The 21,582-nt window shown below is 63.8% G+C and carries 17 protein-coding genes and 1 pseudogene; 6 read left to right on the forward strand and 12 right to left on the reverse strand.

Annotated features, from left to right (window positions below; translation table 11 throughout):
• Window positions 1-86: 86 nt before the first annotated feature.
• Window positions 87-1,169 (reverse strand): TrmB family transcriptional regulator, encoded by a 1,083-nt coding sequence (locus CV102_RS20855; protein WP_148859953.1) that lies wholly within the window; start codon window positions 1,167-1,169, stop codon window positions 87-89.
• A gap of 641 nt (window positions 1,170-1,810) precedes the next feature.
• Here CV102_RS20855 and CV102_RS26785 point away from each other — a divergent pair.
• Window positions 1,811-2,258, forward strand: a pseudogene (locus tag CV102_RS26785) (IS6 family transposase); the annotation flags it as partial.
• Window positions 2,259-2,364: 106 nt separating this feature from the next.
• Here the strand turns inward: CV102_RS26785 and CV102_RS20865 are convergent.
• On the reverse strand, window positions 2,365-2,574 hold the full coding sequence (locus CV102_RS20865; RefSeq protein WP_148859955.1) for a hypothetical protein: 210 nt from the start codon (window positions 2,572-2,574) through the stop codon (window positions 2,365-2,367).
• Between the two features lie 283 nt (window positions 2,575-2,857).
• Here CV102_RS20865 and CV102_RS20870 point away from each other — a divergent pair, with 283 nt between their 5' ends.
• On the forward strand, window positions 2,858-3,262 hold the full coding sequence (locus CV102_RS20870) for a hypothetical protein (protein WP_148859956.1): 405 nt from the start codon (window positions 2,858-2,860) through the stop codon (window positions 3,260-3,262).
• Window positions 3,263-3,404: 142 nt separating this feature from the next.
• On the opposite strand, the gene CV102_RS20875 is transcribed toward CV102_RS20870, so the two are convergent.
• The gene (locus CV102_RS20875; RefSeq protein WP_148859957.1) at window positions 3,405-4,322 is read right to left on the reverse strand and encodes a DMT family transporter; all 918 of its coding nucleotides are present in this window, start codon (window positions 4,320-4,322) and stop codon (window positions 3,405-3,407) included.
• Between the two features lie 501 nt (window positions 4,323-4,823).
• Here CV102_RS20875 and CV102_RS27170 point away from each other — a divergent pair.
• Window positions 4,824-5,006: an HVO_0649 family zinc finger protein gene (locus CV102_RS27170; RefSeq protein WP_148859958.1), complete on the forward strand. Its 183-nt coding sequence runs from the start codon at window positions 4,824-4,826 to the stop codon at window positions 5,004-5,006.
• A 139-nt stretch (window positions 5,007-5,145) separates the two neighbouring features.
• Here the strand turns inward: CV102_RS27170 and CV102_RS26205 are convergent, their stop codons facing one another.
• Entirely contained in the window at window positions 5,146-5,310 is a 165-nt protein-coding gene (locus CV102_RS26205; protein ID WP_187433063.1) for a hypothetical protein, read from the reverse strand.
• A gap of 302 nt (window positions 5,311-5,612) precedes the next feature.
• Between CV102_RS26205 and CV102_RS20885 the strand changes: the two genes are divergently transcribed.
• Window positions 5,613-6,062 (forward strand): DUF2062 domain-containing protein, encoded by a 450-nt coding sequence (locus CV102_RS20885; RefSeq protein WP_148859959.1) that lies wholly within the window; start codon window positions 5,613-5,615, stop codon window positions 6,060-6,062.
• A gap of 151 nt (window positions 6,063-6,213) precedes the next feature.
• Here CV102_RS20885 and aglM read toward each other — a convergent pair whose 3' ends face one another.
• Together aglM and CV102_RS20895 are read right to left on the reverse strand one after the other, a co-directional pair.
• A complete protein-coding gene (gene aglM / locus CV102_RS20890) occupies window positions 6,214-7,500 on the reverse strand; it encodes a UDP-glucose 6-dehydrogenase AglM (RefSeq protein WP_148859960.1) in 1,287 nt (428 codons plus the stop codon).
• Window positions 7,501-7,815: 315 nt separating this feature from the next.
• Entirely contained in the window at window positions 7,816-9,294 is a 1,479-nt protein-coding gene (locus tag CV102_RS20895; protein ID WP_148859961.1) for a hypothetical protein, read from the reverse strand.
• Window positions 9,295-9,736: 442 nt separating this feature from the next.
• Here CV102_RS20895 and CV102_RS20900 point away from each other — a divergent pair, with 442 nt between their 5' ends.
• A complete protein-coding gene (locus tag CV102_RS20900; protein WP_148859962.1) occupies window positions 9,737-11,113 on the forward strand; it encodes an LVIVD repeat-containing protein in 1,377 nt (458 codons plus the stop codon).
• Window positions 11,114-11,297: 184 nt separating this feature from the next.
• Here CV102_RS20900 and CV102_RS20905 read toward each other — a convergent pair whose 3' ends face one another.
• Window positions 11,298-11,486: a hypothetical protein gene (locus CV102_RS20905; RefSeq protein ID WP_148859963.1), complete on the reverse strand. Its 189-nt coding sequence runs from the start codon at window positions 11,484-11,486 to the stop codon at window positions 11,298-11,300.
• Between the two features lie 407 nt (window positions 11,487-11,893).
• Here CV102_RS20905 and CV102_RS20910 point away from each other — a divergent pair, with 407 nt between their 5' ends.
• Window positions 11,894-14,452 (forward strand): GAF domain-containing protein, encoded by a 2,559-nt coding sequence (locus CV102_RS20910; protein ID WP_148859964.1) that lies wholly within the window; start codon window positions 11,894-11,896, stop codon window positions 14,450-14,452.
• Window positions 14,453-15,034: 582 nt separating this feature from the next.
• Here CV102_RS20910 and CV102_RS20915 read toward each other — a convergent pair.
• The 5 genes from CV102_RS20915 to CV102_RS20935 all read right to left on the reverse strand — a co-directional run bounded on the left by CV102_RS20915 (window position 15,035) and on the right by CV102_RS20935 (window position 21,385).
• Window positions 15,035-16,273 (reverse strand): trans-sulfuration enzyme family protein, encoded by a 1,239-nt coding sequence (locus CV102_RS20915; protein ID WP_148859965.1) that lies wholly within the window; start codon window positions 16,271-16,273, stop codon window positions 15,035-15,037.
• A 162-nt stretch (window positions 16,274-16,435) separates the two neighbouring features.
• Entirely contained in the window at window positions 16,436-17,485 is a 1,050-nt protein-coding gene (locus CV102_RS20920) for an ABC transporter permease (protein ID WP_148859966.1), read from the reverse strand.
• Entirely contained in the window at window positions 17,482-18,615 is a 1,134-nt protein-coding gene (locus CV102_RS20925; RefSeq protein WP_187433064.1) for an ABC transporter permease, read from the reverse strand. Before CV102_RS20925 ends, CV102_RS20920 begins: the two co-directional genes overlap by 4 nt.
• Window positions 18,612-20,222, reverse strand: a complete 1,611-nt coding sequence (locus CV102_RS20930; RefSeq protein ID WP_148859967.1) for an ABC transporter ATP-binding protein — start codon at window positions 20,220-20,222, stop codon at window positions 18,612-18,614. The genes CV102_RS20925 and CV102_RS20930 overlap by 4 nt, the downstream gene beginning before the upstream one ends.
• 44 nt (window positions 20,223-20,266) lie before the next feature.
• Complete coding sequence (locus CV102_RS20935; protein WP_148859984.1) at window positions 20,267-21,385, reverse strand: BMP family lipoprotein; 1,119 nt, start codon at window positions 21,383-21,385, stop codon at window positions 20,267-20,269.
• Window positions 21,386-21,582 lie beyond the last annotated feature (197 nt).

Genomic DNA, 21,582 nt, shown 5'->3' on the forward strand with positions numbered 1-21,582 from the left:
CGTTGGGTGCCGATCGGTCGGTCGGCGATCCTCCGCTCGTTCGCTTCGACGGCTCGCGTCGGCAGGCGGAGGCCGATTCGGCGCGGTCACTCGTGGCGCTCGAGTTCACCGTCGATACCGACGAGATCGATCCGACGGGCTTCGATATCCTCGAACACGGCCCCCCACCCGCCGACGCTGACTAACTCCTCGCCGGTATCCACGGTCATGATTGTGTACGCACCCAACTCCGTAAGCGAGGGGTGCTGGTCGTCGCGATGCATCCACGTGTACTGCATCGATTCGACCGAGCCAGTAACCGTTGTCTCGGAATCGGTCTCGACGTCTGCTCCCCGGATACGCACGTCGAGTTGATATCCGTCTTGCACCAGACCGTAGAAGTCACAGAAGAACTCCTCGATGGTCACGTAGGTGACCGTCTTCGGATCGTCGAGATAGACGGTCGGGTAGAGATTCCAGAGACACGTGAGGAAGTACCAGTGAAAAATGAACGGCAGAATCCGATCGTGAATCAACACGCCGTACGTCTCGTCCGAGCGCGTGTTCGGAGCAAAACAGGTTCGGTGTCGATCGATCGTGACGAGAAACGGACCTGGAATCGAGCACACCCGCAGTTCGGAAATCGCGCCGTCGAGTGCCTCCGTATCGATCGGTACCGCGTCGGTACTCGTATATCCGGTCGCGCGGACGACGACCCCCCGCTCTCGGGCGGTCCGTAGTTCGGGGATCATCTCCTCGAGTTGTTCGAAGGTCGCGGCAATGTCGACGACGATCGTCGCCTCCTCGACCAGTTCGATCGCGTGTTTGACGACGGTCTCGGGATGTTTCGTTACGCTGAGTCGATAATCCATGGAACTCGGCTGCTGATATCGCTTGTCGATCTCCTCGGCTGCGTCGACCAGCAACTGTCCCTGGGTTGTCATTTCCTCGAATACCACGTCCGGTTGTCGTGGCTTCGCGTGGAGTTTCTCTTGTTCCATCGTCTCGATGTACTCCCGCGCTTCGAGGTCTCGAAGAACGTCGTAGATCTGTGAGACGGGGACGGAACTCTTCCGCCCGACCTCGACGGCTGGTGCTGACCCGAGATCCAGCAGCGTGAGGTACGCGTCTGCCTGATACGACGTCAGACCAGCGTGTTCCAGTGCCTGTCGTAGACGTTCGCGGTCCATACACTCCCATTCGGTTTAGTCGCCATGAATCATTTGGGTAGTTACTGATCAGTTTCTGTGACAGTATCGGGTTAATACACGGGGCGAGACTGACCCGCGCGTTTCAGTCCCGTATCCGCTGCTTCAGGATCTCTCCGTCGTTCCCGTCGCGGGTAGCATTTGGAACCGGTACAATAAAATATCGATCGTTCGTTCGTATCGAAAGATGGACGAAACCGGGTCGTTTGGTGAGAGATTCTGGAGGATCGCCTGTGCGTACAAACCGGCCTGGTTCGCACTACTCGGCATAGAGGCGATGCTTCTGGGCCTGATCGCGTTCTCACTTTGGTTCGGTTCTCTGGATTCCCATACACGCGCAATTATGACCGTCAATATCGTCCTCGTCGGGGCTACGTTTCTCGCGTGCGCATCCGTTCTCTTCCAATGCCACCGATATGAACGACGAAACCGTTCCCAGTCGACGCGGCGTTGAGCTATAATAACAACTGAAGCGATTTACACACTGATCGCACAGCTGTCGTGCGATCAGGTGTGCATTGACTTTCAGTGACTACTATAACAGGCCGGGAGCGTGAGCGGACGGCAACGTTCACAAGAACGAAACTCTTGTGCAACCCATCAGAGCGCGAAGCGTTCTGAGGACAGTGAAGCCGTCATGGGTCGCTATTGGTAAAATTTTCGCCAATATTAACGGTGACTGGTATTGAGTGTGCGGTACAATAGACTTCGACTCAAGGCTCATTCTTGATGTCGCAGTGTTCGGTCACCGAGGTACCGATCCAGCCGCTGCATTCCTGCACAAATTGACCGAGAAGCACGATCTTTCTGAGACAAAAATTCTCGTCAATTGATTCGGATACTTGGCTTTGTCCCCCGGTTAGGGTTAAGCGGTCAGATCGATTACGTCGACCAAAACCCAATCGAAAAGTGGTTTCACATCTTCGAGGTACACGTCGACGCTTTCATAATTTGTGGGAGGTCAGTCGGGCAAGCGTCCGAGAAGGTCTTGAGCGTTTCGTACACTACTGTAACACGAAACAACTGTACCAGTCAATTATCCCATATACTCCAGCAGAGGTTCTAAGCTAGACCGTGCCCGCTATTGAAAGCGGTAGAATATCCGACGGATCGTAATTCAGCAGAGTGAGACGAAAAAACGGTCAATCAGATTTGATTTCTTATTTTAATCTAATTGCTACGGTCGAATATACGTATGATAGATGAAGATAGCGAGATACAGCCCGACGAGGCCGGCGACGGTTAGGGCTATGAAAGAAACCAACACTACCATCTGGTGATTTGTAGAGAAAACAAACCAGATCACAGAGAGGAGGACTATCGCAGCAAGCCCTTTTGCAATAACATCGAGAAAGGTGGAGACAGTATCGATGAGATCGGAACCCATACAAAGTATTGCATATCATTGTGACAAGAATCTTGCGGGTTCTCTATAATCGTGGATACTGCACCATCTACGGATCACTCGAGACGGCCGAGATCGGGGCGCCGACCTCGAGGATCGAACGCTCGACCCGGCCGAACGAGAGCTGCGGGCCCGTTCTCTACAGTTCGGCGGGTCGAGGTGAGAACACCGACTCTGGAAACGGCTGTCTCTCACTGAATCCGACCGGTAAGCTGCGATATAGTGCAAGCTTCACACTCATTGTTCGCGTGAGTGAGTACTCTGTATGGCATCACTCGACTCGACGCAGGATCGCACTCGCGCCGAAATCGCTACCTATCTCCGGGAGTTCGCCGACGAACTCGATCCGGGCCACCAGTCGGACTCCGGTCGAAATGAACGCACGCACGATACCGGCACGCAGGAGACGGACATACAGGGTACCGACATGACGACAGGGACGAGCGACCGAGACCAGAGCCAGGGCTCGAACTCGAGCGTCGGGGAGAAAGTGACGGTGATCGCGGGCAACGAGAGTGCAACGATCAATCCACCCCAGACCTGCACGTTCGACGTCGCGATCGATACGGACTCCGACCTGCTGGATACCGGCGCGGAGCGGAGTACCACGTTCACGATCCGCTGGGACGCGGAGCAGGTCGAGGCTGACGACGAACTGAGCGTCGAATAGCGAGTTGCGACTCGCTTTTCGGTCGAACAGGATCCAAGCCCGATCACGAGGCCGTTTCTCGGTTAGATCCAGTTACGCGTCGGGGCGGTAGGGGCCGACGGTCCTGGTCGGCCGCTCGCCGTTGCGAAGCGTGCCGACCGCGTCATCCCGACACGGAAACGAGCGTGGCACCGATCACGACGACGAGCGCCGAGGCGCCGACCCGCCAGGTGACGTGCTCGAGTCGTCGTGGCAGAAACAGCGCGGAGAGGACGACCACGAGCAGCGGCGTGAGTTGCAACAGTGGCATGACGACAACGACGGGAGCAACCTCGAGCGCGGCGAAGTACGCGACGAAGGCGAGCGTCGTCGAGAACCCGCCCGCGACGTACCACGCGGTGGACGCGCTGCGAACGGGGATCGATTGCAGGGAGCCGGTCCAGACGAGGTAGCCGCCGAAGCCGATCGTCGCGGCGCTCGCCATGACCACGATCCCTGGCAGGATCGCCGTCCCTTCGGCCAGCCCGATCGAGACGAAGATGGGTTCGATGCCGATACAGACGGCCGCGGCCAGCGGCAGCACCAGCGTCGCGCCGGTCTCGCGGATCGATTGGTCGGGATTGGTCGTAGCCGCCGTTTCCCAGGAGACGACCGCGATCCCGGCGACGATGAGGACGATCCCCGCGAGGTGGACGGCGGTCAGTCGCTCACCGAGGATGACGACGGCAAAGACCGTCGCAAACAGCACGTTCGAGGCGATCACGGGCGACGTGAGACTCGCACCGATCGTCTCGATGCTCTTGAACATCAGCAGCCGCGCGACGAACATGCCCGCGACGCCGGCCGCCGCGAACGAGACGAACGAGAGCGGCGTCAAGAGGTCCGTGTAGGGCGGTGAGTACAACACGAAGACCGGCGGTGCAACCAGGGTCACGTTGCAGAACAACACGACGAGGACCGCATCGGTGACCCTCCCGTCGTCGGTTCCGAGCCGGATGCAGAGAAATTGCCCCGCGAATCCCACGGCAGCGACGGCTGCCAGTACGACCCCGAGCAGCGACTCTGACACCGCGAGTGACATCGCTCTCTGGTTTCGTTTACCGAAAGATAACGCCTCTGAAAGCACTTACGGGAGTGAGGCGCCGGTTACTCGCGGACAGAGCTGCGAGCCGCGACGGTGGCGTTTCGCCGGAACGCAACCCGTCTGAGTACGTACGACGACCGCTTCGCGAACACCGTCTCCTGACGAAGCGTCTTCGAGGTGCGTCCGACCCGCTCGTCAACCTCGCCGGAATCCACGCTCGCGACCGTCAGAAAGCGATCACGCACCGCTCGAGTACGCTCAGGAGGCGACTCGAGTTCGCCGCTACCCAGCGGACGTCCAGTGTCCTCGTAGCGGAAGACGAGGTCAACATTCGAGCCAACGCCCAGATCACCGACATCGATACCGGGAAGCTGCGTATGGACCGTCTGGACCGATCGACTCGGGACGGCCCTGGAACCGGTCGAGCAGTCGGTCGCCGACCGAGAGGGCTGGGACCGACGGGAGCGATTTTTCTTTGTGGACTGCGTAGCATGCTATATGCCAACACCCCTCGAGCGGCTTCGAAGGCGCTACGAAACGACTGATAAAAAGTGTTCGGCGTGTGGCTACGTGGACGAGGGACGAAACTGGGAGAGTCGGACGGACGGCCGACAGATCGTGTATCGCTACGTCTGTCCGATCTGTGATGCCAGCCGTGAACACACCTTCACTCTCGGGTAAGCACCGCGCTCCTGGGTCCGTGAGGCGGGCGATCACTCACGCAGCCGACCGCAACCCAACGATCCTGCATCTCCGAAGACGGACTGGCGGCCGGAGCGTGGGCTCGGCATCCACTCGAGCGGACCCGGTACAGGTGCTCTCACCTGGTCTCTGCGGATCGTTCCGGTGATTCCTCTCGCGTCGCACTGAGAGTGTATCCGCCACCATCGTCGTCGTCACCGTCCTCGTCGTCTGGCTCGCCACAGCCAGCGAGACCGATCGCAGTAACGGCCGCGGACGCCGCGAGGAAGCGTCGCCGTTCCATACGAGGCTATTGGTAACGTATGACAATAAGTATACGGACGAGACCGGTCGGCGTAGCGATTCACAGGCGGACGGTATCGTCGCGTATGTAACTCGATATCACGCATCTACGACGGGTTCCTGTCACCTGTGCACTCTCTCTGTCGCCTATTGCGCTCGTCGCTATCGCCTATTGGCCCTGATCCCGGTGTGTCGATCCGCAACCCAGGGGGCGATACAGCGGCTACCTTCGGCACGATCTGCGCGTAGTTCTTTGTCTCTTGGTGTGGGAATCCGTTCGCAGGACGTTTCAGGAGACAGCCGATGGACACCAGCCGATTCACGAGCCCCCTCACACGAGTTCGGGATGCGCTTCGAGCGGCGTTCACCGAGGATCACCCACCTCGGTTTATCGCGGGCAGCTTTGCGCTCGGGGTCTTCGTCACCACGCTCCCGACCCTCGGGACTGGTCTTCCAGTGCTTGCGTGGACGGGACACCGGTTCGAGTGGGCTAATAAATTCGCGTTCGTCGCCGCAATCGCGATCCTGAACCCGGTGGCAAAAGGCGGCGTCTACGTGGTGAGCTTTCTTATCGGGGTACAGCTGCTCGGCCCGGTTCCGGGCATCTCCCACGTCGATATCGGGTTCGATGCCGGAACCGACGTGATCGTGCGGCTGGTCGTCGGAAACGTGATCCTCGCGGTCGGATTTATGTTCGTTGGCTACGTCGTCGCCTACCGGACCGCGCACGCGGTTCGCCGGCGCCGGTCGTAACATGATCGCGCCGACTCTCGAGAGTGAGAACACTCCGAGAGGCCCTGGCCTCTTTCAGTCTCGCTCGCGGTGGATCGGTCGGTCAACTCTCGGCCCCGGTGGGAGCGTACTCGTGCTGATTCCGATCCCTGAAGACTTCCCCTGACGACAGTTACCAGGTCAGGCCTTCGTACGTCATGTTTTCCCGGGGCTGGATGATCCGACGACCGTCGACGACGACGGGGGAGGCCATCGTATCGAACTCCTCGTCTAGCGTGGCGAACTCGTCCCAGTCGGTGACGACGACGGTTCCGTCGGCGTTCTCCAGGGCGTCGGCTGCCGAGTCGGCGTACTCGAGTTCGGGGAACCGTTCCCGCATCGGTTCGATCGCGACGGGATCGTACGCGACGATCTCGGCGCCACGGTCCTGGAGGCGTTCGATGGTTGGGATCGCCCGCGAGTTTCGGATATCGTCCGTCTGGGGTTTGAACGAGAGCCCGAGGACTGCGATGCGGGCACCTTCGAGGTCGACGTGCTCGGCGAGCAGTTCGAGCAGGCGTTCCGGCTGCTGGTCGTTGACCTCGACGGTGGCCTCGAGCAGCGCCGGATCGTACCCCGCCTCGCGTGCGGCCGCGATGATCGCGTTCACGTCTTTCGGGAAGCAGGAGCCGCCCCAGCCGACGCCGCTGCGCAGGAACTGCTCGGAGATGCGATCGTCGAGGCCGATCGCCTCCATGACCTCGTAGGCGTCGAGGCCGAACTCCTTGCAGACGTTTCCGAGGTCGTTGACCAGGCTGATCTTCGACGCGAGGAAGGCGTTGTTCGCGTACTTGATCATCGAGGCCGTCTGCGGGTCGGTCTCGACCACGTCCGCGTCGTGGTCCTCGAGCAGCGGTTCGAAAACGGCGTGCAGCCGTTCCGTCCCCCACTCGGAGTTCGTTCCGTAGACGAGCTTATCCGGGGAGAGGAAATCCGAGACGGCGCTCCCCTCGCGGAGGAACTCCGGGTTCATCCCGACCTCGACGTTGTCGTTTCCGTCGGCGCCTCGTTTGACGGCTGGCTCGAGGACGTTCTCGATACTCGTCGGCGTCACCGTACTTTTGATGACGACGAGATGACGTTCAGACTTGTCGGCGAGGGCCTCGCCGGTCGCTTCGGCGGCGGCCTCGAGCGCCGTCAGATCGATGCTGCCGTCCTCGTTCGAGGGCGTCCCAATCGCCAGGAAGGTGACGTCCGATTCGGGGACGGCGTCGTAGGACGTGGTGGCCTCGAGCCGATCGCCGACGTGGGTTTCGAGGAGGTCCTCGAGCCCCGGTTCGTCGATCGGCGCGCGACCGTCGTTGAGCGTCGCGACGACCTCCTCGTCGATGTCGATCGCCGTCACGTCGTGTCCCAGTTCCGCGAAACAGGCCGCGATCGTCGTCCCCACGTAGCCGCTGCCGATGACAGAGATGTGCATTATATTGATTGCTCGCGCCGACGTGCAAGAGCGTTCTGGAAAAGTGGGACAAGACGATCGATATACTCGATTCCAGATGGGGTACTCACGGACTCGGGACCCCCAGTAGGAGGTCGTGCCCCGGTCCGACGGGTATCGCGCCGACGAGACGCTACTGTAGTATACCGGTACGAGTTACGAGTCTGACCCTACCGTCCGTACAGCCCACTCGTGCCGCGCTGAATCGCTTCCCTTCGTACGGTCTGCTGTAAGTCATTTCCGGTGCAACCGCGACACGTCTGCGGTTGCACCGGTAAATCGTTACAGCAGACCGTATCACTCGAGCCAGTCGACGAACGGCGTGTCCGTCTCGGCACGACGGTGGTACGTTCGCTGCATTCCCGTGATCGCAGTCTCGAGATCCGCACCGGCGTCGAGGCGGTCCCGGACCTGATCGCGTTTCCACGCGCTCGGGGACGTGGTGGTCGTCCAGCGCGCTTCGAGCGGCGCGAGTAGCGCCTCGACGCGAGCGGTGTCGAGGCCCCGGTCGCGGAGTCCCTGCCGTGCAAGTGCGAACAGTTCGTCGTAAATAACGGCGGGGTCACTGGTCCGGCCGCCGCGACGGGTGATCCAGGCGAGATCGGCCTCGAGACCGTCGCGCGACGCCGCGTAGAACGACTCGCGGGCGGCCGGCCAGGACAGCGTCGATACCGGATGATCGGTCGCGACGACGCCGTGGAGCAGGCCGACGACCAGCGCCTGGAGCGCGATCACGTCCGCGACGCTGGGCTGGGCCGCCAGCGGCCGGTACTCGATCCGCGGCCCCTCCGGGCCGAGGATCGGCCGGATCCAGCGCCAGCAGGTGCTCTGTTTGTGTAACAGTTCCCAGTACTCGTCGGCGAACCCCTCGCGGGGGCCGTCTTCGCTCCACTCGCGCAGCCAGGGCACGCACTGCCGGTCCTCGACTATCAGATCGATCGCGTCGGCGGGCGACGTGATGTCGTGGGGGAACCGCACCTTCCCCGGATCGCGGACGTTCATCGCCTCGAAAACGGGGATGCGCAGTGCGGCCATCCCCTCGAGGACGGGATCGCCAGCGTCGTCGGACTCCTCATAGAGGTCGGGCGGCAGGAACGGCGCGTTCGCCGCCAGCGCGAGTACGGGGCCGGCCGTGCGTAGCGCGGCGTTGAAGTACTGCGGAAAGTCGTCGGTAGGGACCTGCAGGTGGACCTGCATCGACGTGGCGAGCGACTCGACGAGGATCGTCGGGAACGCGCGCCGACAGCCGGGGACGTCGAGTTCGACTGGCCCGTGGGCCGTGATGTCGGCGTCGAGCGCGTAGTATCGCGGCCCGGAGGCCATGTTCGCCGGCCGCGGACCGTCCCCGTCGCGGTCGACGGCCGTCAGGTAGGTCAGCGTCCCTTCCGGCGGCGGAATCGTCCACATTCCGTCGGTGATGAACCGGCGATCGGCCGCCCCACATGCCCGGCGCAGGGCGGCGACGCCGTCGGTGATCGCGTCGGCCTGTTCGTCGAATCCGTCGGCGTCGAACGCCGTCGCCGGCGTGTTCAACTCGGCGTTGTGGCGCCCGAGTTCGCGCTCGCAGATCGTCCCGAACGCCGACTCGGGAGCGGCCGCGAGCCGTCCGTCGGCGTTGACAGTGTATCCTTCTAGCTCGAGCCCGACGACGAATCCGCCGTCGAACCGTCCGCGGGAGAACGCCTCGCGGAGCGCGTCCGCCTGGCTCGCCACCCGCTGTTCGAACTCGGCGCGAGTCGTCTCTCGTCGGCTTGCCCGAACGAGATTCGCGTCCATCCATTGAATGTGGGTCGTGTTACCACATGAAGGCTACGGGTGGAACCGTGCGATCCTCGAGGGGGTGCGACGGGGGTCGCCGAGACTGATCGCGATCCGGAACGCGTCTACGACCACCTTCGGAAGCGCGTCGTTGGTCGCCCTGTTCGCTTCCGGGGCGAAGAGAAAAGTCGGTAGATCTCGTTCCGCACTCGTTCTATCGGGGACTCGAGCGCGTTTCGTTTGATTCTGTGGCTCCGTCTCGAGCGGCGGACGCTCGCCGTCGGGTGCATACTGCTCGGAGACGGCCGTCGCGTAACTCGTGGAAAACGATTTGTTCTATCGTTGCAGAATAAATTCCTATTCCTTTTCGGCTTCGTTCAGAATTTGAAGAGTGTAATATATTTTTATTAATTACTGCGAGAGACGGTCGGTACCGGCACGGCACGCCGGGTGGGACGACATGACCGAAACACCACGTCGAGCGTTCATGAAGCGAACAGGAATCGCCAGTCTAACAGCCGCGGCGCTCGGAAGCGGCGTCGCGACGGCCGACCGGGACCGCCCGCCGGGTCACGACCGCCGCCGGACGCGGGGACGACTCACGCCGCTCGGGCAGGAACTACCGCCGGACGCCGATCCCAATCACGTCACGTACACGTTCGGCCACGTCAGCGAGGACGGGCAGTGGGGCGCGGCCAGCAGTTTCCCTGGAGCGAGTCCCGTCCTGAGTTCGCTGTACGACCTCTCGGACCTCGAGAACCCGGAACTGGTCCACGAACTCGAGGCGCCGAACGAGGAGACGCGATCGAACGATGTCAAGTTCGATCCGCTCCGCGAGGGGATCTATATCCGGTCTCTGGAAGCCGACGACGAGGGCTCGTTCTTCGATCCAGAGCCGGATCCTGACGGCCTGGAAGGCATCGAAGTCGTCGACTTCGACTGGGAAGAGGGGACGCCCGCGGAACCGAAAGTACTCGCGTACCTCGAGACGCCGAACATGGGCGTCCACAAGTTCACCGAACACCCCGAGGAGCCGGTCCTCTATCTTATCGACAAGGTGACCGACGAGCCGGGACTCATCGCGGTCGACTTCAGCGACCCTCACAATCCGGATATCGAGAAGATGTTCGGCCCGCCGGGCTACTGCCACGACTGCGAGGTCGAGGTCGGCCGCGAGGCCCTGCACGCCGCCTACATCATCGGCGAGACCGTCGGCTACGTTACCTTCGATATCTCCGATCCGCTGGACCCGGAACAACTCGGGTTCTTCGACTACGAGGAACAACCCGACTACACCGAAATCGGTGAGCCAGGGTTCGAACTGGCACACCAGATCCACCCCGAGCCCGAGCGAGAGCTGTCGATCATGGGCGACGAGAAGTTCGGTGGCATCCCCGGAGGAAAGCACGTCTTCGACACCGGCTGGGACGAAGGGAGCCTCGAGGATCCGATCCCCATCGGCTTCACCCACTCGCCCGATGCCCGCGACCAGGACGAGGAACCCGGCGCCTGGACGACGCACTTCCACGACGTGGTCTACGACCGCGGCGAGGTGTTGCTGGTCGACGGCGGCTACACCCAGGGTGCGTGGGTCGCGAACATCACCGACCCCACGGATCCGACGCCGACCGAGCGGTACGCGACCGACGACGGTATCGACGACGTTGCGCCGTTCGCCTGGGGCGCGCATTATAACGAAGCGCGCGACTTCGCTTTCGCCACCGACGCCAACACCGGCGTGTACACGTTCGAGGTGTCCGGGAAGGCGGCCCGCGGCGAGGACGGCGGCGGTCCGGACCACTACTACGACCTCGAAGGGATTCTCGGAGGAGAGTGAGGAGCAGAGAGTAGTGCCGACAGGGCGCGAGCCTGCTTGGCCCCCACGAGTATTATTTTAGACCGGTTGCGAAACTGATCGCGACGGTTCGGCGGCCACGTTTCGAACGGCGTTAGCGGCGTTCGTATCGTTCGCCGAACGGGGAGTTAGACGCTGATCGCGTTCCCGATATCTCGAACCGGAGTCATCGGGAGTGCATCGACGGCGGGATCTCGACCACGACGACGTCGTGTCGCGTCTCCTGGCGATGGCTGGTTCCGATCGTCGTCGCCGCGTCGCGCCCCTCTGCCGGCCGTTCGAACGAACAGCCGTCACACTGCACGAGATACTGTTTCGATTCGCCCCGTTCCGGAGCCGACTCGTTCGTGAACATATCTCACACATCGGGGCCGCGCTGCTTGAGTTATTTTCCAACGAGATTTGGTCCGTCGGGTGATATCGGTCGCGGGAAACACCATAATATCTGCCGTATCAGCGCCACTATCTCCGGTTTACTACTCGACTGTCCCGTCCGACCCGCCGTCCGCATTTCGTCCCGTTCTGGAAGCACCCACGACGACCGACAGCGGGATCGGTGCCAAACACGGATACGCCAGTATCCACCGGGGTTCGATACGCGACGGCGGATGCTCCCTCGCGGCCCTCGAGCGAGACGGTCTCGGCTCCACACGCCATCGCGTCGGTCGTCGAACAGTCGATTCGTCCCACCACGCCTGACGTTCATGCGGAATTGTAATTGCAATAAACTCTTTGCTGGTTGCGCCCCTCCCCGGTGACAGTATGGGATCGATTCGCAACGGGGACGCGAACGACCAGACGCGGACCCCGCGGCAGGAAGTCGTCGCGAGACTCGGGCGCGACGCGCTCGAGACCGACGACCTCGATCGGCTGCTTCACGACGCTGCGGTCGCCATCGCAGAGACCCTCGAGACTGAGTACGCGGCCGTCCTCGAGATGGGTCCTGACGGCAATTGCATCCTTCGACAGGGCGTCGGCTGGAACGACAGTACGCTCGGGACGGTAATCGCGTCGTCCGAACGAGACTCGTTAGCAGAATATATGCGGCGGTCGACGGACCCCGTTCACAGTGCCGATCTCCGCACCGACGAACGGTTCCGGAGCCTCAACCTGCTCACCGACCACGGCGCCGTCAGCGGCATCAGCGTCGCTATCGGCCCCGTCGACGAGCCCTGGGGGGTGCTGGGAGCGTACGCGACCGAACGGCGGACGTTTACCGATCACGATACCACGTTCGTCCAGACGGTCGCGAACGTTCTCGCATCGGCGACCGAAGCGGAGCGGATCCGCAGCGAACTCGAGGAGACCTACGGTCGGATATCCGACGCGGTCTTCGCGCTCGACGCGGACTGGCGGTTCACGTACCTCAACGAGCGCGCCCACGAGTTGATCAACCCCGAAGGGAGATCTCTGGTCGGTGAACACGTCTGGGACGTGTTTCCCGCGGCGATCGATCGGGCGTTCAAGCCGCAGTACGAACGCGCGCTGAACGACCAGGAGACGGTCTCCTTCGAGGCGTACTATCCCGACCCGCTGGACTCCTGGTTCGAGGTGCGGGCGTACCCGTCGGAGACGGGCCTCTCGGTCTACTTCCGAGACGTTACCGATCGAAAAGCGCGCGACGCAGAGCTCCGCCAGCGGGAACGCCAACAGCGGGCCATCGCGGACGTCGGACGGGTCGCAGTCGAGACCGACGACCTCGACGAACTCATGCACCGCGCGTCTCGGATCGTCGCCGGCGAACTCGACCACGAGTACTGCAAGGTCCTCGAGCTCGACCCGGAGGCGCGAGAGCTCCTGGTGTGCCAGGGCGTCGGCTGGCGGGACGGGATCGTCGGATCAGCGACCGTCGACGCCGACGTCAACTCACAGGCGGGCTACACTCTGCGTTCTCGGGAACCGGTCAGCGTCGAGGATCTCGAGTCGGAGACACGATTCCGCGGCCCCGACCTCCTCACGTCCCACGACGTCGTCAGCGGGATCAGTACGATCATCGGCTCCGTCGACGAGCCCTGGGGAATCTTCGGCACGCACGACACCGAACGGCGGTCGTATACGACGGAAGACGTCACCTTCGTCCAGAGCGTCGCCTACATCCTCGCGGAAGCGATCGAACGCCACCAGGGGCACCTCGCCGCCCTCACCCAGCTTAACGGCATCATCCGGCAGATCACCGATGCCGTGATCGATCTGCGGACCCGCGAAGAGATCTACCGGGCGCTCTGCCAGGTGCTCGTCGAATGTGACGACTACGAGTTCGCGTGGGTCGCCGAGGTAGATCCCCAAACCGGTTCGATGCAAACCGTGATCGAAACCAACGTCGAGGGAGCTCTCGACGATCTCGATATCTCGGCCGGTCTCGACGAGCCTGCGGGCCGGGGACCGATCAGCAGGGCTATCCGAACGCAGGAACTGCAGGTCACGAACGATGTGCTCGGCGATCCGACTTACGAGCCGTGGGGTGATCACGCACGCGAGTTCGGCTACCGCTCGCTGGCCGTGATTCCGCTCTGCTACGAGGGGACGCTGTACGCCGTCCTCGGCATCCACGTCGACCACACCGGCGCCTTCGAAGACGAGAAAGGGTCGATAATCGGCCACCTCAGCGATATCGTCGGCCACGCGATCGCCGCCGTCGAACGCAAACAGGCCCTCATGAGCGAGACGGTCACCGAGGTCGAGCTACTGATCCCGGACGTCCTCAACGTGCCGGGACACGATGGCAGGATCACGTTCGATCGGGCATTGCACGTTGGCGAACAGGCCCACCTCGTCTTCGGGACGGCGACCCCGGAGATGATGGCGACCGTCGAGACGCTCCTCGAGTCGGTCGACGCTGCCGATGCACTCCGCGTCATCAGCGAGGACTCAGACGCGATCCGGTTCGAGCTTCGAACGATCGACGAACCGCTGTTCGCGCGCGTCGCCGCCCACGGCGGGACCATCGAGCGTGCGTACATCGAGAACGGGACCTTCCATCTAACGCTGCACCTCCCCACGGAGACGGACGTCCGACGGATGATCGAACGCATCCAGGAGGCGTACCCCGACGCCAGACCGCTGGCCCGGCGCCAGCGCACGTGCGAAGACGACGGCAGCCGACGGGGATCGCGAGACGCGACCGCCGGTCTAACCAGCCGTCAGCGGACCGCCCTGGAAACGGCGTACTACGCCGGGTTCTTCGAGTGGCCGCGGGAGCAGTCGGGCGAAGACGTCGCGGAACGACTCGAGATCACGCCGCCGACCTTCCACGAACACCTTCGTTCGGCGACGAAAGGCGTTCTCGAGTCGATATTCGACGAACCCGCCGGCGATAACTGACCGCTGTTGTCCACCGGAGCGAGATGGTGAACGCCACGGACGGGAACAGCACCGATGGGTCTTCGCGTCAGTTTCGTTTCTCGAACGGACGGCAGTCGATTCGAACGCGACGGAGCACGCGTAAAACGTCCGCAACTCACGGACAACGTCGTGGCCTTTCAATACATCCGCCCGAGACGATTCATTTGCCTGCTCGAGCAGCCACAGACCAGGTCGGACCCGAAACGCAGTCCTGACACACCACTCCATTGACAGCACCCTTTTCGATCCACATCCGACGCGGGTTCCACTCCCTGGTTTCTCGAGCACGACTTCCAAACCGAAGCAAGACGGAGGGACCGACGGGACGCTTTCGACGACGACCGCGCGTCGACTCCTCCGACGACGGTCGGTTCGATCGGGCGGCCGAGGACCGATCGACTTCGGCCGAAACACGGTCGCCGACAGCGCGGACGTGGTTATGAAATAGCAGTGGCGGACGTTCCGGCCAGCCGTCCGACTGTCGGCAACCGTGTCACTAATTACCACTGCCATCCGGAAAATAGCTTCGTCTTTGTAAGATCAGATAGCGTGGGTGGTGACTCAGTCGTCTTCGGCGATCGGCGCCGACCGCTGTGCGATCGCGTCGAACCCGCGCTCGAGGTCGGCGAGCAGGTCGTCGGTCGCTTCGACCCCGGCCGAGACGCGGATGAGCGTGTCGGTGATCCCCAGTTCCTCGCGTTCCGCCTGCGAGAGCGGTTCGTGGGTCATCCCGGCCGGAAGTTCGATCAGGCTCTCGACGCCGCCGACCGACACCGCGAGCGTGAACTCCTTGAGCGCCTCGAGGAACGATGCGGCGTCGTCGACGTCGCCCGCGAGTTCGAACGAGAGGATGCCGCCGAAGCCGTCCATCTGCTCGCAGGCGAGGTCGTGTTGTGGGTGGGACTCGAGACCGGGGTAGTAGACGTCCGTCACGGCCTCGTGGCCCTCGAGGTAGTCGGCGATGGCCGCGGCGTTGCGCTCGTGCTGGCGCATCCGCATTGGGAGGGTCTTCAGCCCCCGTAGCACCAGGTAGCTGTCGAACGGAGCGAGCATGTCGCCGACGCCGACCTGCTGGTTGAACTGCACCTGCTCGGCGAGCGCCTCATCGCTGGTGATGACGGCCCCGCCCACCGCGTCCGAGTGGCCGTTGAGGTACTTCGTCGCGCTGTGGGCGACGACGTCCGCGCCCAGCTCGAGCGGCCGCTGGAAGTACGGACTCGCGAAGGTGTTGTCGACACCGAACGTCGCGTTCGCCCGGTCGGCGATCTCGGCGATCGCCGCGATATCGCAGAGCTCGAGCCGGGGGTTCGTCGGCGTCTCCATCCAGACGAACGCCGTTTCGTCGGTGACTGCAGCCTCGACGGCGGTCGTCTCGGTCGCGTCCACGAACGTCACGTCGACGTCCAGCCGCGTTTCGAAGACCTCCTCGAGCATTCGTCGCGTGCCGGCGTACAGGTCGTCGAACGCGACGACGTGATCGCCGGGTTCGACGACCGAGAGGATCGCCGTGAAGATCGCCGCGGTTCCCGACGAGAACGCCATCGCGTGGTCGCCGCCTTCGAGCGCGGCCAGCCGCGTCTCAAGGGCGTGCCGGGTGGGGTTCGAGAGGCGCGAGTAGACGAACTCGCCCGCGTCGGGATCGACGTCCTCGAGACTCAGATCGGTGTCGAGCCCCGGGAGCGCGAACGTCGATGCGAGATGCAGCGGCGAGATGACGTCGCCGGCTTCGCTTCCGGTCCCGAACGGTTCCTCGCCGGCGGTGACGGCGAGCGTCTCGAACGCGCGGTCGGTTTCGTCCATACCGGAACGATACCCTCGATCGTGAATAATATTTCCTATCTTACAGTAATATTATCCGGCACCTACTATAACTCGCAACTATTGCCACGGAATCGCACTCGAAGCGATTCCCGCCCACGATGTCGATACGCCACCGACGCGTCGGATCGCGGTTTCGGATCGCTAGTCCTCGCTCTCGTAGGGTTCGCCGACGGAGGCCGGCATCCGGGTCTTGCCCCAGATCGTCAGCACGACGATCACGCCGACGTACGGCAGCAGTCCCATCAGTCGCCCCGAAACCGCGATGTCGACGGTCTGGAACTGGACCTGCAGTCCCTCGAGCCCGCCGAACAGCAGCGCCGCGAGCGCCGCGCCGAGCGGGTTGTAGTTGCCGAAGAGGTAGGCGACGATCGCGATCCAGCCGCGACCGTCGACCATCGTGTCCCCGGTGCCGATGAACGTGCCCGCGTGGGCGAGCAACACCGCCCCGCCGAGGCCCGCCATGGCGCCCGAGAACAGCACCGTCGCGTACCGGACCCGGTTGACGTCGACGCCGGCGGTGTCGAGCGCCGTCGGGTTCTCGCCGGCCGCCTGAATCCAGTAACCGTACCGGGTGCGATACAGCACTACCCAGGCCGCGACGACCAGTACGATCGTCACCAGCACGAGCGGCGACTGACGGAAGAGGATCGGGCCGACGACGGGCACCTCCGCGAGGTACGGGATCGAGTAGCGGTTCATGCTCGCCAGTCCCGGGCTCCGGACGGTGCCCCACAGCAGCGATGCGAGGAACGGTGCGAAGCCCAGCCCCATGAACCAGACGGCCAGCCCGGCGACGATCTGGTCGGCCTTGTACCGGATCAACAGGACGGCGTAGCCCGCGGTCAGCGCCAGCGAGACGCCGATCGCAACCACGATCGCGAGCCAGACGTGAAGCTGGGTCGTCCCCCCGACGAGCGACAGCGTCGCCGCGGCGGTGATCGCCCCGAAGATCATGAACCCCTCGAGGCCGATGTTGAAGACGCCGCTCTTCTCGGCGTACAGTCCGCCGACGGCCGCCAGCGCGATCGGCGAGGCCAGCATGAGCGTCCGGTTGACGAAGCCGACCGTCAGGATGCGCTCGAGGGCGACGTCGAACCAGATCGTCACCACCGCGGCGAACGCGACGACGGCGATCAGCGCGAGCCCGCCGAGTTGCAGCCGCCGCTGGCTCGAATCCGTGGCCAGGCTCATCGTCGGTCACCTCCGAGGCCCGTTCGCTTGGCGATCATCCGGAACAGTTCCGGCGCGGCGACGAACAGGACGACGACGCCGACGATGCCGTCGATCAGCTGCACCGGGACGTCGCTGTGAATCTGGACGTGCGAACCCGAAGACTCGAGCGCGCCGAACAGCAGCGACGCCGGGACGACGCCGACGGGGTTGTTCGCCGCCAGCAGGCTGACGGCGATCGCGTCGAAGCCGTAGGTGCCGATCCCGGAGGGGTCGATGAAGTAGCCCTGGACCATGATGGCGAACACCGCGCCGACGAGTCCGGCGACCATCCCCGAGAGCGTCATCGTCGCGACGATCGTCCGCTGGGGATCGACCCCGGCGAAGCGGGCCGCGCTCGTCTGGTAGCCGCTCGTGACCATGTCGTAGCCGAAACTCGTCCGGGCCATGCCGACGGCGACGACTCCGACGACGGCGAGCGCCAGCGCGAGGCCGACGATCGAGAAGTTCGGGTCCGAAAACACCAGCTGCGGGAACGCGACGCCCTCCGGGAGGTACTCGGTGCGAACCGAGCGGGCGTCGTCCGGCCTGAGCGGGCCGTCGACGGCCCAGCCGACGATCCCGATGGCGATGAAGTTCAGCATGATCGTCGTGATGATCTCGTTGGCGCCGTAGTAGGCCTTCAACACGCCGGGGAGCGCCGCGTACAGGCCGCCGGCGACGACCGCCGCCAGCAGGCCGACGAGCGTCAGGCCGACCCCGCCGACCGCCCCGGCCGGAACGAACGGCGCGAGCCAGATTATCGACAGCACGCAGGCGATGCCGCCGACGATCAGCTGGCCCTGAACGCCGATGTTGAAAACGCCCGCCCGGAACGCGATCGCGACGGCGACCCCGGCCAGGATGAACAGCGTCGTAAACCGTAGCGTGCGGGTGAACGCGCCCGTACTCCCGAAGGAGCCGACGACGAGCTGCTGGGCGAACAGCAAGGGATTGTGCCCGGCCGCCGCCACGACTACCAGGCCGATCAGCAGCGCCAGTCCGGTCGAGCCGATCGCGATGCCGATCCGTTCGTAGAGCGTGGCGTCGAGCAGTCGATCGGCTATCTTGTCGAGGGTCGCCCTCGGACGGTTCGTATCGCTGTCGCTCATCGGTCGCCGTCACCTCCCGGCTGCCGGTCGACCGTAGCCTCCGCCTCGGGCTCCGACGGCTCCCCCTCGAGACGCTGGCCAGCCATCAGGAGGCCGAGTTCCGCGTCGGTCACCGCCTCCGGGGCGACCTCGTCGATGAACTCTCCCTCGTACATGACGGCGATCCGATCCGAAAGCGCCCGGAGTTCGTCGAGCTTCGAGGAGACGACGACGACGGCGAGCCCCTCGTCGCGGAGTTCGATCAGCCGGTTGTGGATGAACTCGAGCGAACCGACGTCGACCCCGCGGGTCGGATGCGAAGCGAGCATCACGTCCGGCTCGTGGCCGATCTCGCGGCCGACGATGAACTTCTGCTGGTTACCGCCCGACAGCGACGCCGCGTCGACCGCCGGGTTCGGCGGCTGGACATCGAACTCCTCGACGATCTCCTCGGCGTGATCGGTGACGCGAGCCCAGTCGATCCAGCCGTCCGCCACGTACGGCGGGACGGTCTGGTTGCCCAGCAACGCGTTTTTCACGAGGTCGTACGCCTGGACCAGCCCCTCGGTGTGGCGATCCTCAGGAATGTACGCGATGCCGGCCTCGAGGCGCCAGCGCCGGCCCGTCTCGGTGATTTCGTCGCCGTGAAAGCGGACGGTCCCCTCCTCGACGCGGCGGTGGCCGGTGAGCGCCTCGATCAGTTCGGTCTGACCGTTGCCCTGGACGCCGGCGATTCCCAGGATTTCGTGTTCTCGGACCGTAAGATCGACACCCCTGACCTGCTCGCGGCCGCGATTACCCGTCACCCGGAGTTCCTCGGCCTCGAGGACGGGCTCGCCCGGCGTCGCCGTCCGGGCCAGCCGGTCGAACGACACCTCCCGTCCGACCATCATCTCCGCCAGCTCCTGTTCCGTGGTCTCGGCCGCGGGGACGGTGCCGATCGCTTCGCCGTCGCGCAACACGGTGATCCGGTCGGCGGCCGCGAGCACCTCGTCGAGTTTGTGCGAGATGAAGATCAGCGAGTGGCCGGCCGCCCGGAGGTCGTCCAGCAGGTCGAGCAGCCCCTCGACCTCCTGCGGCGTGAGGACGGCCGTCGGCTCGTCGAGGATGAGGATCTCCGCGCCCCTGTAGAGGCTCTTGACGATCTCGACGCGCTGGCGGGTCCCGAGGTCGAGTTCCTCCACGGGCGTCTCGAGGTGGCGGTCGACGTCGAAGCCGTAGCGCGAGCAGATCGATTCGATCTCCTCGCGGGCGGCCCGTTCGTCGACGAGCCCGCCGTCAGTCGGTTCGTGACCCAGCACGACGTTCTGGAGGACGGTCATCGGCTCGACCAGCTGGAAGTGCTGGTGGATCATGCCGATCCCGGCGTCCATCGCGTCCTGGGGCGACTCGAACGTGCGGGGCTCGCCGTCGACGTAGATCGTTCCCTCGTCCTGATCGTACAGCCCGTAGAGGACGCTCATCAGCGTCGTCTTTCCCGATCCGTTCTCGCCGAGCAGCGCGTGGATCGTCCCGTGCTCGAGCCGGAAGTCGACGTCGTCGTTCGCGACGACGTCACCGAAGGTCTTGGTAATCCCCTCGAGGCGGACCGCCGGCGGGTCGTCGGCTGGTGGATCAGTGGCTACCATCGTGACTCCGTGAAACTGCGATCATGCGTGCGGGCGAGGGGCGATCAGCACCCCGTCGGTCCGCAGGTGAGTTCGACCTCGCCGTCGACGACCGCCTGCTTCGCCTCCTCGAGGTTCCCCTCGAGCGAGTCTGGCATCTCGCCCTCGAACTCCTGGCCGACGACGTAGTCGATCCCCTCTTGCTCGATGCTGAGGTTCTGCTCGCCCGAGACGCTCTCCCAGTCGTCCTCGACGACGGCCTCCGTCACCTGGTAGGTGGCCTCGTTGAGCGCCTTGATCGCCGAGCCTAGGATGACGTCGGCGTACTGCTCGTTGGCGACCGACTGGTCGCTGTCGACGCCCATCGCGAACCGGTCGTTGTCCTCAGCGGCGGCGAACGCGCCCGCCCCCGCGGCTGCGGCGGCGTGCCAGACGATGTCGGCCCCGTCGTCGAACTGGGAGGTTGCGACGTCGTTCAGCGCCTCGCTATCGGAGAAGCTACCGCCGTAGCCGGTGAGGACGTCGACGCTGTCGTCGACCCACTCCACCCCCTCGATATAGGACTGTTCGAACGCGTTGATCAGGTCGATGTCCTCGCCGCCGGCGAAGCCGACGACGCTCTCGTCCGGCTCCGTGGCGCTGCCCTCGTGGTCGATCTCCTCGTGGGTCAGCGTCCCGGCGGCGACGCCGGCGAGAAACGACATCTCGTTGTTCATCTCGATCCAGCCGGAGACGTTGTCCGCCCCCTCGACGTGGTCGTTGATCAGCATCCAGTACTGGTCGGGGTAGGCCTCGGAGTGTTCGACGAGCCCCTCGTAATGCTGGTAGCCGACCATCACGATGAGGTCGTAGCTTCCGTCCTCGGCCAGGTCCTCCTGTCGGGCCGCGAACTCTGCGGTTTCGGTTTCCTCGACCTGCGTGATCTCGACGTCGAACTCGTCGGCCGCCTCCTCGAGCCCCTCCAGGGCGTTGTCGTTGAACGCGTTGTCACCGAAGCCGGCGTCGCTCGAGATGATCGCGACCTGACCGCCATCGCCGTTCCCACCGTCGCCGCCGAGGCAGCCGGCCAGGGTCGCTCCTCCGAGAACGGCACCCGACGCAAGCACGGCCCGGCGGCTGATACCGCCCACTCGCGTCGCATTCCGTGACCCGTCCCCCTCCGTGTATGTATCGTTACCAAACATCACGGGATGTAGTGTTACAAGGCGTACATTAACTCTTTTCTAAAGAATGACAGATTCTGCTATCTTCTAACCTGCTCCGAACAGATACTTTCTGAAAAAAGGCTGAATAAATCCCGATCAGGGCGAGACGCATTCGGCTGCCAACACCAGTCCCCTAGCGATAGGCACAGCCAAACCGAGTCGAATTCGCGGCCTGC

It is taken from the genome of Natronococcus pandeyae, from assembly GCF_008122205.1.
Taxonomy (GTDB): Archaea; Halobacteriota; Halobacteria; order Halobacteriales; family Natrialbaceae; genus Natronococcus; species Natronococcus pandeyae.